Genomic DNA, 15463 nt, shown 5'->3' with positions numbered 1-15463 from the left:
CTCCAGGTTCTGATAACTATTTTTAAACAGATTAATCCAAGCTACTTGTTTTAATAATAATTTATGTCTTTCTTCTTTACTGATTTTATAATGAAACTTATCATTTTTTATATTTGCAAACATTTCTAATGTAATTGTATCCAAATTTAGCGCGTTTTTTAATTTGTCTAGCCTATTTAGTAAATTCTCTTTTTTATAAAAAAATATGTGGTCTTTATCTTCAATAACATTATGTAAATGAATATGTTTTATATTTTCTAATTTTAAAAAATTGTTAAATTCTTCTTCTGATATTTTCAATGCATGACCTACATCAAAAGTAATGTTTGAATTAGGAATATGTTTTATTAGATATTCCATTTCCTCAGCTTTATTAAAAGGCGCTTCAGAAATATTTTCAATACACAAAAGAATTTTATTATCTTTACAAATATCAGTTATTTTTGTTAAGTTTTTAATATTATTTTCTCTTAATTTATCTAAAGTTAATGTTTTATTAACAGAAGGATGAACTGTCAATTTATTTATTTTTAATTTTTTAAATATTTCTATATTTTTATTTATTTGATTAAATTTTATATTTTGTTCTGATAAATCAATTTCCCAATGCAAATGACCTAATATTTCAAAATTTCCTAATGCTTCTTTTATTTTAACAATATATTCTTGTGTATATATAAATAAATCATCTTGCAAAGTTAGTTCAAAAAAATCAAAATGTTTTTTAGCAAATTCTATTTCAGAAAATAAATCTTCTCCAAATTGGGGCATAAAACCAAATTTCATATTAAAAATAAGCAAACTTAATATTAAAAATCTTGTTTATTTAATTAATTTATAAATTAAAGGATTGAAGTGATTTTTATGTTTATGGAAAAATTAATACAGGAAGTAAAAGGCGCTAAATGTAAAATAGGTTTTCCTGAAGCAGAAGATGAACGAATATTAAAAGCTGTTAATAAAGCGCTTAAAGAAAATATGATTAAACCAATTTTAATTGGAAATGAAAATAAGATTAAACAAAAAATTAATGAATTAAATTTAAATGAATTAAAAGAAGTAGATATAATAAATACTGAAAAAGATACATTAGAAATTGCATGCAAATTATTAAATGAAAATAAAATTGAAGGTATTGTTGCTGGTGCAGTTTATACATCTAAAAAAGTTTTAATTGACACAATAAAATTAATTGGAGTAGAAGAAGGAAATAGAACCATCTCAAGCTTTTTTTTAATAAATCTTCCTAATTGGAAAGGGGGAGAAAATTCACATTTAATATTAGCAGATTGCGCAGTAAATATTAATCCAAATGAGGATAGATTATCAGATATAGCAGTATCAACTGCAAAAAGTGCTAAAGAATTATTTAACTGGGATCCAAAAATAGCTATGCTCTCATTTTCAACAAAAGGAAGTGCATCACATGAAATGATTGATAAAATAAGAAATGCAACAGAATTAGCAAAATTAAAAATGCCTGAATTAAAAATAGATGGAGAAATGCAGGCAGACAGCGCTTTAGTAATGTCAACAGCTAAAAGAAAAATGAGAAATATTGGAGATGTAGCAGGAAATGCAAATATTTTAATTTTCCCAGATTTAAATTCTGCTAATATTTCATACAAATTAATCGAAATTTTATGCCAGGGCGCTGAAGCGTATGGTCCTATTTTACAAGGAACTAAAAAACCAATAAGTGATTTATCAAGGGGCGCAACAGAAGAAGATATTTATGGAACAATTGCTGTTGTATGTAAAAAAATATTAATAAAAAGAAAAAAATAAAACAAAGATTTCTAGTCTGTATGTGTGTATTCAGAATTATCTGAAATACTAAAAATGAAATTCAAATCTTCTATACTTTTAATTTCATTTGTATTATATTGTACATTACCAGTACAGAAAAAATTTCCTTTTATTTCTATATATGAATCTTCTTTTGGGAACGAATGAATAATTAATTCAAAACTCCCCAAATCTTTCTCAAAACACATAGTAAATTTATTTAAATCATCATCTCTACACTTTCGTTTTTCTACTGAAACCATTAATTTATTTTCATCTTCATAAAAATAAATTCCCTTATTGATATGCATCTGTCTTTCTCCTGTTATTCCATAAAATTCTTCAATTGCAGTGCGAAGAAGATCATGGGATAGATCATTTAATTCAATTTTTTTGGATAAATAAAAATACGCAAATATTTTTAATAAATCAACATTATTAAAAATTGAAACTAATTCATTATTATAAATACCTAATTTTTCCCCTTCAAATAAATTTGAGTATATAATATTTATTGTTGGGTTTCTAGTGACGCTTAAAAATACTTCTAATTTATCAATTACGCTTTTTCTCAAATTTTTGGAATATTCTTCTTTACTTTTTTCCAAAACTTCTTTTTTATTATTTAATTCATCTATAAGCACCTTAACTGCTTTTAATGCAGATGTGTCTCTAATTACACTTTCATTCGCTTCCCTAGAATCAATTGTTGGAATTTGAGTTGGAACACCCCAAACAGAATTTTCATTAGTCATTTTATCACCAAATAATTAATATATAGACATGTTTTTAAAGATATTGAAACTTAGGAAAATAAAAAAATATTAAATGAAAAAGTCTTATTTAATTTGATCTTTAGCATTCTTAATAAGTAGGCTAACTGCTTCATAATTTTTCCTTGATGCCTCTTTAGCTTCTTTAAAAGTTATTTTAATATTCCAATCTCTATCTATTTTTTTATCTAATATTTTAATCGCCTCTTCAAAAGAGTCTGTTTCTTTTAGAAATATATTAAATAAATTCAAAAAACTATCAAAATGTGCCATAGCATCAGCACAAACAATAATCTCTTCTTCTAATGTTTTTGGTTCATATCCTTTAGATCTTGTATGAGATAAAATACAATTAGATACTTTTTCTATAAACTCTTCAGAATAATCAAATTGCTTTAATATTTTTCTACTTTTTTCATAACCTACAATATTATGTTCTTTTACAAAATCAAAACCTTTCCAATACTCGGCTCTTCCAATATCATGAAGATAAGCAGCAATCTCAAGTACCTCTAAATCTGCATTTAATTTTTTTCCAAGAAACAGGGCATTTTTAACAACAAGTAAAATGTGATAATTAAAATCTTCTTTTGTGTGTTCTTCTTTTACAATATCTATTATTTTTTTCTTCATACATATCCTTTTTATAGTTAAGAATAAAAATCTTGTTTAATGAATTAATGTATTGATATCTATGAAAATATTAGTTTTAAACTGCGGAAGTACATCAATTAAATACAAATTGTTTAATTTCTCAGAGAAAAAAGGCGCAGAACCTAATGTGATTGCACATGATTATATTGAAAATATTAAAAACCAATTAAGTTTTGAAACATATTTGAAAAATATTTTAAATAATCTATTAAAAAAAGGAAAAATCAAATCATTAGATGAAATAAACGCAATTGGCCATAGAGTAGTTCATGGAGGCGATTTCTCAAAATCAGTTGTAATAACTCCTAATATTCTTGAAAAAATTAAGAAAAATAGTAATTTAGCGCCTTTACATAACCCTTCAAATATAAAAGGAATAGAAATAATGAAAAAAGAATTGCCTAAAGTAAAACAAATAGCTGTTTTTGACACTGCATTTCACCAAACAATGCCTGAAAAAGCATTTATGTATGCTTTACCCTATGCTTTCTATTCAAAGCATAAAATACGAAAATACGGCTTTCATGGAACTTCACATAAATATGTTGCTTTAGAAGCTTCTAAAAAACTTAAAAAGCCGTTAAATAAACTTAATTTAATTACCTGTCATTTAGGAGGAGGTTCAAGCATTTGCGCAATAAAACAAGGAAAATCAATAGATACAAGCATGGGATTCACACCTTTAGAAGGTTTAATAATGACAACAAGATGCGGAGATATTGATCCAGCAATAATTTTCTATTTAAACAAAAATCTAAAAATATCATTAGATGATATAGAAACTTTAGTTAATAAAAAATCAGGTACTTATGGAATTTCGGGTATTTCTGCTAATTTTAAAGAAGTTTTAGATAAAGCTGAAAAAGGCCATAAGAAAAGCAGATTAGCATATGATATGTTTATTTATAGAATACAAAAGTATATCGGCGCTTATTCAGTAATTTTAGGAAAATTAGATGCAATTATTTTTACAGCAGGAATAGGAGAAAAATCTAAAAAAACAAGAAAAGAAATAATGAAAGCCTTTCCTAAAGTAAAATCTCTTGTTATCAACACAGATGAAGAAAAAATGATTGCAATTGAAACAAAAACTTTAATTTAATAATAAATTTTCAACTAGAAAGCTTTAAAAACACAAAAAGAATAAAAGGATAACATGAAAAACCAACATAATCCAAAATCGGAAATAGATACACATTTAAAGCCTAAATTAAAAAGAGAGATTAGTATTATATTAACAAGTTTAGTTTTAACAACGGGCATATTTGCTGCAAGAAATGAAAATATAGATATAATTAATAATAAACAAGACATAGAACTTAAACAACCTATAAAAAATCCAGAAACAGTATCAATAAATTTCGATAAAATAGATTTTAATAAAATAAATAAAAATATTGGAAAATATATAACTTTAAATTCTTTAGCCTGTAATGAAATAATTATTGAAAAAAATGAAAATGAAACAAGAATTAAATTTAAAATATACGCGGCAAAAGGAGAAAAAAATAATGTTGTATACTTAGATGGAACAGTAACAGAATGTGAAACAGAAAAAACAATATTAGAAATGAAAAGTTTTATTGAAAGGACTGGAAAAAATATTTTATTTTTAGAATTAGAAGGGAAAGTTATAGATAGTTCAACAATTGATATTTATTTAATAACACTAAAAACAGAAAATGAAACTCTTGTTTTAATATTTAAAAATATTGAAATAGAAATAAGTAAAAATTAATATAGTTTTTAAATGTTGCGTTTTTTTTGCTTTTATAATTACTCTAAACTAGGAAAAATTAGTGCAATAATTTTACAAGGCCTTAATTTCTACCAAACGAAAGATATTTAAATATAAACGGACATTTAGTAATGAAAATAAAAATAAGGTGATGTTTATATGGCTAAACTGATCATTGCAAAACAATTGGCAGGAAAAAGAATAGTATCTGGAGATGGAGAAGAATTAGGAAAATTAATTGACTTAACAGTAGAAGAAGCAACAGGAAAATTATCAGAATTAATGATTGAACCAAATCCTGACAGCATAACTGTAAGACAATTAAAAAGAAGTGATGGATTAGTACTAGTACCCTATTCTGCTGTATTAGCAGTAAGCGATTTTATAATTATTGATAAAAGAGCTATGGGTAATAGAGGATCCTCTTCTATTTTAGAAGGATACGATTAAATCTACTTTTTCTTTAACTTTTATCTAAAGTTATTTAAATTCCTAATGAGAATTAAATTATATGATATCTGGTTGTGATGAGGCTGGGAAGGGCTGTGTCCTAGGACCTTTAGTATTATCAATAACATTAATAAATGATAATAAACTTATTGAAAATCTTGGGCTAAAAGATTCTAAACTCCTTAATCCAAAAAAAAGAGAAGAACTTGATAAAGAAATAAGAAAATATTGTAAAATATACTCATATGCTATAACTGCACAGGAATTAAATCAATTAATGGAAAAATATAGTTTAAATGAAATTGAAGCTATGAAAATAGCACATTTAATTGAACAAGCATATAAAGAAGGCAATAAACTAAACACATTATATATAGATTCACCAGATCATATTGCATCTAATTTTTCAAAAAGAGTATATAAATATTTAAAACCAAAAATAAAAAAAGAAGTAATTCTTATTTCAGAACACAAAGCAGATTTTAAATATCCTATTGTATCTGCTGCTTCTATTATTTCAAAAGTAATGCGCGATGCTGAAATAGAGCGCATTAAACAAGAGTTAAATTATGATTTTAATTCAGGATATACAAGTGATAAAAAAACAATTGAATTTCTAGAAAATAATCATTCAAGACCAGAAGTTAAAAAATATATAAGAGAGCATTGGGAAACATATAAAAGATTAAAAGAAAGCACAAAACAGAAAAAATTAGTCTAAACAAAACCTTTTTAAACGCAAAACTATATATAATAACACAGAAGGTGATGAAATGAAAAAAGGATATGTTAAAGAACCAATTAAATCCATAAAACCAATTTTTAAATACATTAGACCACTTGTTTGTGGAGTGATTTTAATTGCATCAAGCTGTGGTACAAACAATAAAACAATTGAACATACAATAAGAGACAATAAAGGAAATATATTTGAGTTAGAAAGACCAGATTTTAGAAACTTAGGAAATTTACAAGATGACATGAATCTTGCAACAGGATTTTTAATGGATGGAGCAGATACGGTTAAAATCTCAATAGACCACCCAGATACAACAGAAAAAATAACAATTATTAAAGAAAAAATCCCAAAAAATTAAAAATTTATTTAAAAAATTAATACTTTAAAAAGTTATATTATTGTTTCTTTTACTAATTTTTCTACTTCTAAATTTTCTTCATATTCTAAAATATCACTTAATCGCGCATAAGTTTCTGGATGTTCTGAAATTAAAAAAGAACAGCATTCTTCATAAGGCAGTATTGAAATCAAATATGTTCCTATTTTATGCGCTTCTTGAATTATTTCTTTTTTATCCATACATAATAATGGCCTGCATACAAGTATTTTATTTGCTATTGGTTCTGCGCATACAAACATATTTTTCATAGTTTGAGATGCAACCTGGCCCAAGTTTTCGCCAGTACACAAACAATTTGCTTTGTGTTTTTTAGCCACTTCATAAGCTAATCTAAACATAAAACGCCTATAAATTAATAATCTATATTTAGACGAAACTTCCATTATTATTTTATCTTGTATTTGCTTAAAATTAATAGGCATAAATTCTATGTGTGGATCATATACTTTAAGTATTTCAATAAGATCATATATCTTTTTATCAATACTAGAAGTTCTATAAAAATGAACTAATGTAATTTTGCAACCTCTTTTCATCATTTTATATGCAGATACGGGAGAATCAATACCTCCAGAAAATAAACATACACATTTTCCTGAAACACCAACTGGTAATCCACCCAATCCATAATATTTTTCTGTATATAAATACGTTTTTTCTTTTTGGATATTTATATATAAATAATAATCTGGAGAATCTAATTCTGCAATTCCTCCTTTTTTTTCTAAATATTCTCCTAATTTTCTATTAAAAACTGGGGATTCATAAGGAAAAGTTTTATCAATTCTTTTTGTTTTTATTTTAAAAGTTCCTTTTTTTGATTTTATTAAAGATAATGTATTTTTTTCTATTTCTTCAACATCTGTTTTTGAAATATAACAAAAGGAAAAATTTTCTATACCAAAAATTGTTTTTAATGAATTTACTAATTCTTCTTTATTTGAAGTTTCTGTTAATTTAATTTCAAAATAACCTCGGTATTTTGTTATTTTTTCTTGTATTTTTTCTTTAATATTTTTAATCAAAATATCTTCAAAATAGGATTTATTTTTTCCTTTAAGAGCTATTTCACCATAATGAATAATTATTGAATCATACATAAAAACACCAAATTACTTTTTAGCTATTCTAAAATTGAAATCTCTATTGAAAATAGTATTATAATATTCTGTAATCTCTTTTGGCCCATTATTATCTCTAATTTTATATGAAAAATAAAGACCAGCAGAATTGCCTGTTTTTATTGTTTCTGAAATTGCATCATCTAATACTGTTTCGTTCATCCCAGAATATAAAGAATAAACAATCATGTCAAATACTCTTTGCAATTTTAGATCTTTTAAAGAATTAGACCCTATCTCTTCTAAACTGCAAAAATTTTTAGGTGATTCATAATAATATTTATATTTTTCAATTAAATTAATAGCAGACTGCGTTGCATTAACTAGTTTATTACTATCAATATTTTTAATATCTAAGGAAACACGCTCAATTGATCTATTCTTGATTAATTCATATTTTTTAATCCTTAATTCAGATTCATAATCTATTGTTGGTTTTTGAATATTTTGAATTCCCATATTAAAAATTAGAATAAAAAAATATAAAAAATAGGAGGTTTAATTTAATTCTATATATTTTAAAAATAAATCAATTACATAGGGGGCATTCCACCTGGCGGCATTCCTCCACCAGATCTACCTTTAGAACTTATAATATCATCAATTCTTAATATCATATTTGCTGCTTCTGTTGCTGCTGAAATTGCTTGTCTTTTAACTCTTGTAGGTTCTATTATCCCTTTTTTATTCATGTCTTCCACTTTTGCTGAAAAAACATCAACACCAAAAGCAGTTCCTTCGCCATTTTTGTGTTTTGACCTTAAGGAAACTAATGCATCTATTGCATCCATACCTGCTGATTCAGCTAAGGTTCTTGGTATAATTTCAAGTGCGTCAGCAAATGCCTGAATTGCTAATTGTTCTCTACCACCAATTTCTATTGCATATTCTCTTAATCTTTGAGCTAATTCAATTTCGATTGAACCCCCACCTAATACATAGGATCCATCTTCTATTGCAGAAGAAACTGCCCCTATGGCATCTACAATTGCCCTTTCTACTTCATCAACAACATGCTCTGTTCCTGCTCTTGCAAAAATAGTAACTGATTTTGCATCTTTGCAATCTTCTATAAATACCATTGCATCTCCTGCTATTTTTCTTTCTTCAACTTTACCTGCATTTCCCAAGTCTGTTTCAGATAAGTCATCTAATGAAGATGCTACTCTTGCATGTGTAGCTCTTTCTAATTTTTCTATATCAGATTTTTTAACTCTTCTAACTGCAATAATTCCTTCTTTTGCTAAAAAGTGCTGTGCTAAATCATCAATACCTTTTTGACAGAAAACAACATTAGCTCCTGTTTTTTTGATTTTAATTACCATATCTTTTAACATTTTTTCTTCTTGTGTAAGGAACTGCTGCATTTGTTCTGGAGAAGTAATTTCAATTTTTGCATCAATTTCAGTTTTATCAATCTCTAATGCTGCATCTATTAAAGCAATTTTAGCATTATTTATCAGTTTTGGCATACCTGAATGAACTATTTCTTTATCAATTAATACTCCTTGAATTAATCGTGTTGAACCTACATATTCACCAGGTTTCTTTTCTATTTTAATTAAATCATGATCTATAATATATTTTCCATCTTTTTCTTCTGCAACTTTTATTACTGCATCCACTACTAAATTTGCTAAATAATCTTGTGCATCTCCTAAACCTACGTTTTTAGAATTCATTGAGATAGTAGCAATTTCTCTTAATTTATCTTTATCTTTTATTGTAATTTTATTTCCTACTTTATTAAGTATCTCTGCTGCTTTTGTTGCTGTTAATTTATATCCCCTAGTAATTATACTTGGATGAATATTTTGGTCTAATAATTCACCTGCATTTTTTAACAAAGCACCGGCAAGCATTACTGCTGTTGTTGTTCCATCCCCAACTTCTTTATCTTGTGTTTTTGCTATTTCAATTATAATTTTAGCAGCTGGGTGGTCGATATTCATTTCTTCCAAAATAGTTGCTCCATCATTTGTAATTACTACATCACCTAATTCAGAAACAAGCATCTTATCCATGCCTCTAGGTCCTAAACTAGTTCTAACTGCATTCGCTACTGCAAATGCAACATAAATATTAATTCTTTGTGCATCTCTACCCAATACCCGATTTGAACCTTCAGGCAATAACATATTTTGTTGATTTTCTACATTTGTAGTCATATAATTCACCTCTTAAACCAAACAATAGAAGATATATATTTAATATTATATAATAAGTAAGGAAGTATTTTTAAAACATATGTAAGTTTTATACTAAGATTAAAAAACTTAGAACCTCAATTATTATTATGTTTAATTTCAGAAAAATACCCCTACCTATATTTATGACTATTATTTTTATATTATTATTCATTAGTGGATTTATGTATTATATATTAACTTATCAAAAACCAGACTTTAAAATAGAAAAACAATTCATTGAAAACCCAAATTTAGAAAAAATAGACTTACAAATAAAGGAAGGTGAAAAATATGTCTATTTGATAAATTCATTAGAAAAATTTAATGCAACATATGAAATTTTAAAACAAGAAGAGTGTTTATTCATAAAAGAGTCTTATTTAGATAAAGAAAATATTATTTGTTTGGATGAAAAAGGATTATATCCAAATAAACTTGGTTCAAATTTTATTTATGAATATCCAATTTACATTATAAAACCTTGGATGCTTGCTGTTAAAGATAATTGGACTTGGGGAATTTTGTACATTTTAAATATCAAAGATGGAACACAAATCAATGAATTCAAAGAACAAAGTTTTATTAATTTTAAAACAGTAGATACTGAAAAGGTGCTTGGTAGAGATACATATAAAGTAGAAGTAAGCACAAATAATACTAAGGAGTTCTATTGGATAGATAAAGAAAAAAGAATATTAATTAAAAAAGAAGGTTTTGAAAATATTATTTTAGTTGAAGCTCCGTTTTTAAATTCTAACAACAACTAAAGGAATTATACCTAATTCTAATTCTTTTTCAGCTATTTTTAAAGTGTTATCAAATTCTTTTACATCTATTAATGGTGGCGCACCAAATTCTAATTGTAATGCTCTTGAACCTATAATTCTTGCTCTTTCATATTTTGTTAAATCTTCCATCTTGATCACCTTTTTTTACTATTTTTTGTTTTTTTCTTAGATGCTTGTTCTGCTAATATCTTCTCGAATTCTTTAATATCCATTAAATTATTTACTTTTTTGTTTTTTTCAGATTTTTTTTGTTTTAAAGCATCTTTTATACTTTTTAATTCTGTTAAGATATCTTTTAAAATTGGTAGGGTCTCTTCATTTCCTTTTGGGTCTTTTTTTTCAGAATTTCCTTTTGCTATTTTCATTCTATTTAATAATTCTTTAATAACAGACTCAGTATCTGCTACTCCGGGAATTAACCCTTCTTTTGAATCTCCACCTGCAGTATCAATTACTACTGTACCTAATCCGAATATCCTTTCATAAAGGTGTTTTTCAACAGATACATTTTCAATTGAAGTATATGGGATATCAATTCTTTTTTTATGAATAATTCCTGTTCTTATTAAAACTTCGTTTTCTCCCATAGTATATGTAAAATTTTTGTATAAAATTTTAACCCAAACATATGCTGGAATCCCAATGAATAAAATCAAAACAAATAGAATAAATAAATAAGACACAACAGGCAATTCTGGTATTAATAAAAGGAATTTTAAATCTGGAAAAAAAACAGAATAAATTACAGATAAAATAATCCAAAGAACAAAAATTCCTATAATATACTCCATAGCCCATAATATTTTTATTTTTGGGCTTAATCTATATGTTTCTTCTTCCATATTATCACTTAATTAAACCACCAATCGCTTTTAATAATTGCGGTCTGCTAGTTAAAACTTTTGTAACTACTGGTGCAAAATTACTATCTAATAATTTTTCAATATCTTCGTCAGTTATAACTTCAATTACTTTATTTAAATCATCATCATTCAACATTTCTAAAGCTTTTCTTAATTTTAATCTCTTTTTTAATTTTGCCTCTTCTTTTTCATTCCAGTTATCTTGAAATTCCATTAATCTTTGTTTTGAATAATCTTTATCTTTTATCGCTTGCGCTGCTGTTTCTCCAGCTAAAACTCCTGCTTTCATTGCTAATGCAATTCCTCCCCCATGTATTGGATCTACTTGGTGTGCTGCTGTTCCTGCAACTATAAATCCATCTAAAACTAATTGGTCTTTCGATGCACCAACAGGAATTAAACCTCCTTTAATGGCGACTGGCTGTGCATTTTTGAATCTTTCTTTCATTGGCCCGTTTATCCAATCATCTAAATATTTTTTTGCGAATGGTGCTTCTGCTCCACCTATTCCTACTCCAACATTAGCTACATCTTTACCTTTTGGAAAAATCCACAAATATCCTCTTGGAGCATATTCTTTTGAAAAATATATTTCTATTAAATCCTCACAAGGTACATTAACCATTTCATATTCATAACCAGCATCTGAATTGTATAAATCTGAAGTAGTGTTTAATCCTGCCATTCTTGCAATTGTTGATTCTGCACCATCCATAGCTATCACTATTTTAGAATTAATTTGTATATCTCCATTTTCAGTTTCTACTATTACCCCAATTACTTTATTTTCTTCTTTCAATAATGATTTAACTTGTGATTTAACCATAATATGGGCTCCTGCTCTTCCTGCTGCAATTGCTAATTCTTTATCAAATACTTTTCTATCTAAAACATATCCTTTTGTTTGTTTTGTTCTTAAAACGACTTCATTTTTTAAATCAGGAGAAACTAATTTTGAACCTCCGATTTGAAAAGAATAAGATTTTTCTGGTATAACAACATTAATCCCTTCTAAACTAGCTAACCCAATTCCTTCACCGCATCTGACTGGCGCACCAATCTCTTTTTTTCTTTCGATTAATAAAACTTTTGCTCCATGTTCTGATGCAGTCTTTGCAGCCATTGAACCCCCAGGACCTGCACCAATTACAATAATATCATAATTAGAATTATATTTCATAAAAACACCTCATTCTTTAGATACTGCGTTTGCTGGGCATATTTTAACACATGCTCCGCATTTTATACATTTATTTTTATCAAATGTTATTCCTTCTTCGGTCAATACCAATGCTTGAACTGGACATACCCCAACACATGCTCCGCATTTTATACATTTAAAATTATTTATTTTTACCATATTATCACCAAATAAGTTAATCTTCATTTTTATCCATATCAATATATTCATTATCATTAAAAGCGTATATAAATGTTTTTGAATCAAAAATTTCTTTTTCAGAACCTGTATTAATTATTCCCTCATCACACTCCACTAAATAATTAATATTATTTAATAAATACATAATATATGGATGTTTATTTTCATCCACCAATATTTTAGAATCAATTTCTAAAGCTTTTAATAAAGAACACAACAAAAGACATTTATCCATATCGTCCCCTAATTTATATTTATTTATATCAATAAAAGAAAGCCAAAATGATACTGGCCATCTTATTGTTTCAATTGTTTTTATATAATTTATTGCTTCAGTTATTGCTAGTTCATTTGAATAATTTTCTAATTTACTTTTAATTTCTTCTATTTTTAAACGCACAAATTTATCTTCTGGATTTATTAAATACTTTAAAGCCGAAATTGATTTCTCCTCTTGTTCCTCAATTAAATCTCTGTATTTATCAATTATTATAGAGTATAGAATATTTTTTTGCTTTATTCCTTTTATTTCTTCTTCTAAATCAGTAATCTCTTCATCACATTTTTCTTTCTTTTTATCATTAACTGTTATAAAAGGAATATCAATTAGATAAATTAAAGGAAGCATACTTTTATATTAAATAGAACATTAAATAAACATTACTCACTGGTTATATTTTAAAAAAAATAGAATAATCAATATGATTGATTCTAATATTATAATCACAGAAAAAAACAAGATTATTTTATTACATTCTACTTTTTTTATTTCTTCATTTTCATGGTCTGATTCCGTAATAATTGTATCATTTAAGAGTGATATTGTTATCTCATTTGTTGCTTTTTCAAATTCATTTGATAATTTAAAAATAGTATATGCATCTTCTTTATCTCCAGATTCATAAATATATTTTGCTTGTGTTAAATAAACCTGCCCCCACAAACTTGATTTATTATTATCTTCATACATATCATCTATAGTTTTTTCAAAATTAATATTATAAAATATATCAGAAGTCGATTCTTGAAGTGCATGAGCAAATGCAACTTCATATATTGTAGAAATATATTGTTTTTTATTAAATGCTATTTGTGCTGTCCTTAAATGCCTTACTGCCTCAGAATTTATTTCTGGTTGTGTAGAAATATATTCTTGTTCTAATAATAAAGTATTTCTTGCATAAATTTCTAAATTAGATTCATTAATTTTATTCTCTTTTCCTTCAACATTTAAATCATTTGCAATTTCACACCAAGATTTTGCATATAATATTTCATATAAATATGGATATTCTTCTCCTTCTGTTCTTTTTACTGATAAAGAAGGCAATTGATCTAATTTATCCTGCGCCCAATTCAAGCGCATTTCACTTCCAGATAACCATTCCCAATTATCTATTGTTTTTTCATTTAATTCAAAAGAATCTAAACAATTTTGTGCTTCTTCTTTTTCGGTTTCTAAATTAATTTCCCCGATTTTCTTTAAAAATTCAAAATCTATTTTTTGTAAAAAAATATTATTTGCAGAAGTAAAACCATATCCTTTATTTAAAATTCCTTTTTGGATATCAATTTCTTCTTTAAAATACTCTAAAAATTCATATCTACTTGAATCAACCCCAACATAATTTATATATTCATTTATTTCATTTTCAAATTCATCAGCCATTTTATATCCGATATTTACAAACATTTCTAAATTCTTATTTTTTATAGTGGTGGTTAAATTAACAGGTATCTCTGTTTTCTCTATTAAATTAATTTTACTTTCAACTTTAGTTCCTTTTGTCTGAAAAAAAATATTATTTGCTTCTTCTAATGTTCTTACATCAATTATTTTTATATCTCTTAAATCCTCCAAAGCCGAAGCTATTAATTTATATCTAACAGAATTTAAAGGAGTTAAAAAATATTTTTTACCTGATTCTACTGCTGCTAAAGATTTCTCAGATATCCCCCCAACAGTACCTATATTACCTTCTTTATCAATAGAACCTGAAATTATAACATCATTTCTTAATTCTTTATCATTTAAAACAGATGAAACAGCAACAGCCATAGCTGCACCCGCACTTGGTCCATCAACAAATTTACTATTTAATGTATTTACTACATCAAAATAAATATTACATTCATCTAAATTTTTATTATAATAATTAAATGCAGAAATTACTGCGTTTTCTTCAGAAGATTGAGTTGAAATTCCGGTTTTTGGAAAAATAGAAGTATATATATTTCCATTTCCAGAATCAATATTAATTTTAATTGCTAAAGAGCCGCCATTTTCCCCCCCAACTACTGCTGGAACATCAATTTGTACTGACCCACTTTGACAAGTAGAGAAAATTAATATAGTTATAAATAATAAAATAAAAATTTCTTTTTTCATAAATATAATAAAACAATTAAAATTTTAAATCAGACTATATTTTTAAAAAATAATAAATGGGGATTTAACCCCAAAAACAAAAACAGAAGACGAATTAATTTATCTACTTATTTTTTCTTTTTTGCTTTTGCTTTACCTTTTGTTGCGGGTTTAGCTGCTGCTTTTTTCTTTTTTGCGGCCATTTTTTAGG

19 protein-coding genes are annotated in these 15463 nt (G+C 26.1%); 7 read left to right on the top strand and 12 right to left on the bottom strand.

Annotated elements, in window-relative coordinates; all coding sequences use genetic code 11:
- Positions 1 to 786: TIM barrel protein (locus WC356_01025; protein ID MFA5381720.1), on the bottom strand; the 786-nt coding region annotated here is incomplete at its 3' end.
- 84 nt (positions 787 to 870) lie between these two features.
- Here WC356_01025 and WC356_01020 point away from each other — a divergent pair.
- Positions 871 to 1788 (top strand): phosphate acyltransferase, encoded by a 918-nt coding sequence (locus WC356_01020; GenBank protein ID MFA5381719.1) that lies wholly within the window; start codon positions 871 to 873, stop codon positions 1786 to 1788.
- A gap of 11 nt (positions 1789 to 1799) precedes the next feature.
- Here WC356_01020 and WC356_01015 read toward each other — a convergent pair whose 3' ends face one another.
- Positions 1800 to 2543: a hypothetical protein gene (locus tag WC356_01015; GenBank protein MFA5381718.1), complete on the bottom strand. Its 744-nt coding sequence runs from the start codon at positions 2541 to 2543 to the stop codon at positions 1800 to 1802.
- Between the two features lie 84 nt (positions 2544 to 2627).
- Positions 2628 to 3194 (bottom strand): HD domain-containing protein, encoded by a 567-nt coding sequence (locus WC356_01010; GenBank protein MFA5381717.1) that lies wholly within the window; start codon positions 3192 to 3194, stop codon positions 2628 to 2630.
- A gap of 61 nt (positions 3195 to 3255) precedes the next feature.
- On the opposite strand from WC356_01010, the gene WC356_01005 reads away from it, so the two are divergent.
- From WC356_01005 to WC356_00985, 5 genes are all read left to right on the top strand, one after another.
- Complete coding sequence (locus WC356_01005) at positions 3256 to 4317, top strand: acetate kinase (GenBank protein MFA5381716.1); 1062 nt, start codon at positions 3256 to 3258, stop codon at positions 4315 to 4317.
- 54 nt (positions 4318 to 4371) lie between these two features.
- Entirely contained in the window at positions 4372 to 4953 is a 582-nt protein-coding gene (locus WC356_01000) for a hypothetical protein (protein MFA5381715.1), read from the top strand.
- A 159-nt stretch (positions 4954 to 5112) separates the two neighbouring features.
- A complete protein-coding gene (locus tag WC356_00995; GenBank protein ID MFA5381714.1) occupies positions 5113 to 5403 on the top strand; it encodes a PRC-barrel domain-containing protein in 291 nt (96 codons plus the stop codon).
- A gap of 61 nt (positions 5404 to 5464) precedes the next feature.
- Positions 5465 to 6124 carry a ribonuclease HII gene (gene rnhB, locus WC356_00990; protein ID MFA5381713.1) on the top strand — a complete coding sequence of 220 codons (660 nt, stop codon included), beginning with the start codon at positions 5465 to 5467 and terminating at the stop codon, positions 6122 to 6124.
- 52 nt (positions 6125 to 6176) lie between these two features.
- The gene (locus WC356_00985; GenBank protein ID MFA5381712.1) at positions 6177 to 6500 is read left to right on the top strand and encodes a hypothetical protein; all 324 of its coding nucleotides are present in this window, start codon (positions 6177 to 6179) and stop codon (positions 6498 to 6500) included.
- A 32-nt stretch (positions 6501 to 6532) separates the two neighbouring features.
- On the opposite strand, the gene thiI is transcribed toward WC356_00985, so the two are convergent.
- From thiI to thsB, 3 genes are all read right to left on the bottom strand, one after another.
- Positions 6533 to 7642, bottom strand: a complete 1110-nt coding sequence (gene thiI, locus WC356_00980; GenBank protein ID MFA5381711.1) for a tRNA uracil 4-sulfurtransferase ThiI — start codon at positions 7640 to 7642, stop codon at positions 6533 to 6535.
- A 12-nt stretch (positions 7643 to 7654) separates the two neighbouring features.
- Entirely contained in the window at positions 7655 to 8122 is a 468-nt protein-coding gene (locus tag WC356_00975) for a hypothetical protein (protein MFA5381710.1), read from the bottom strand.
- A 74-nt stretch (positions 8123 to 8196) separates the two neighbouring features.
- Entirely contained in the window at positions 8197 to 9831 is a 1635-nt protein-coding gene (thsB, locus tag WC356_00970; protein MFA5381709.1) for a thermosome subunit beta, read from the bottom strand.
- 203 nt (positions 9832 to 10034) lie between these two features.
- Between thsB and WC356_00965 the strand changes: the two genes are divergently transcribed.
- The gene (locus tag WC356_00965) at positions 10035 to 10619 is read left to right on the top strand and encodes a hypothetical protein (GenBank protein MFA5381708.1); all 585 of its coding nucleotides are present in this window, start codon (positions 10035 to 10037) and stop codon (positions 10617 to 10619) included.
- Here WC356_00965 and WC356_00960 read toward each other — a convergent pair.
- From WC356_00960 to WC356_00935, 6 genes are read right to left on the bottom strand one after another with little or no spacing between them, the layout of a single operon-like run.
- Positions 10599 to 10769 carry a DNA-directed RNA polymerase subunit K gene (locus WC356_00960; GenBank protein ID MFA5381707.1) on the bottom strand — a complete coding sequence of 57 codons (171 nt, stop codon included), beginning with the start codon at positions 10767 to 10769 and terminating at the stop codon, positions 10599 to 10601. The two genes, WC356_00965 and WC356_00960, sit on opposite strands and share 21 nt — an antisense overlap.
- A gap of 5 nt (positions 10770 to 10774) precedes the next feature.
- A complete protein-coding gene (locus WC356_00955) occupies positions 10775 to 11482 on the bottom strand; it encodes a PH domain-containing protein (protein ID MFA5381706.1) in 708 nt (235 codons plus the stop codon).
- 4 nt (positions 11483 to 11486) lie between these two features.
- Complete coding sequence (locus WC356_00950; GenBank protein MFA5381705.1) at positions 11487 to 12683, bottom strand: NAD(P)/FAD-dependent oxidoreductase; 1197 nt, start codon at positions 12681 to 12683, stop codon at positions 11487 to 11489.
- Positions 12684 to 12692: 9 nt separating this feature from the next.
- Positions 12693 to 12863: a 4Fe-4S binding protein gene (locus tag WC356_00945; GenBank protein ID MFA5381704.1), complete on the bottom strand. Its 171-nt coding sequence runs from the start codon at positions 12861 to 12863 to the stop codon at positions 12693 to 12695.
- A gap of 16 nt (positions 12864 to 12879) precedes the next feature.
- A complete protein-coding gene (locus WC356_00940; protein MFA5381703.1) occupies positions 12880 to 13512 on the bottom strand; it encodes a hypothetical protein in 633 nt (210 codons plus the stop codon).
- Between the two features lie 36 nt (positions 13513 to 13548).
- On the bottom strand, positions 13549 to 15273 hold the full coding sequence (locus WC356_00935; protein MFA5381702.1) for a S16 family serine protease: 1725 nt from the start codon (positions 15271 to 15273) through the stop codon (positions 13549 to 13551).
- Positions 15274 to 15463: the final 190 nt, after the last annotated feature.

This window comes from Candidatus Micrarchaeia archaeon, assembly GCA_041653315.1.
In the GTDB taxonomy this organism is placed as follows: Archaea; Micrarchaeota; Micrarchaeia; order Anstonellales; family JAHKLY01; genus JAHKLY01.
Note: the sequence above shows the minus strand (reverse complement) of the source record. Positions and strands in the feature narration are given on the sequence as shown.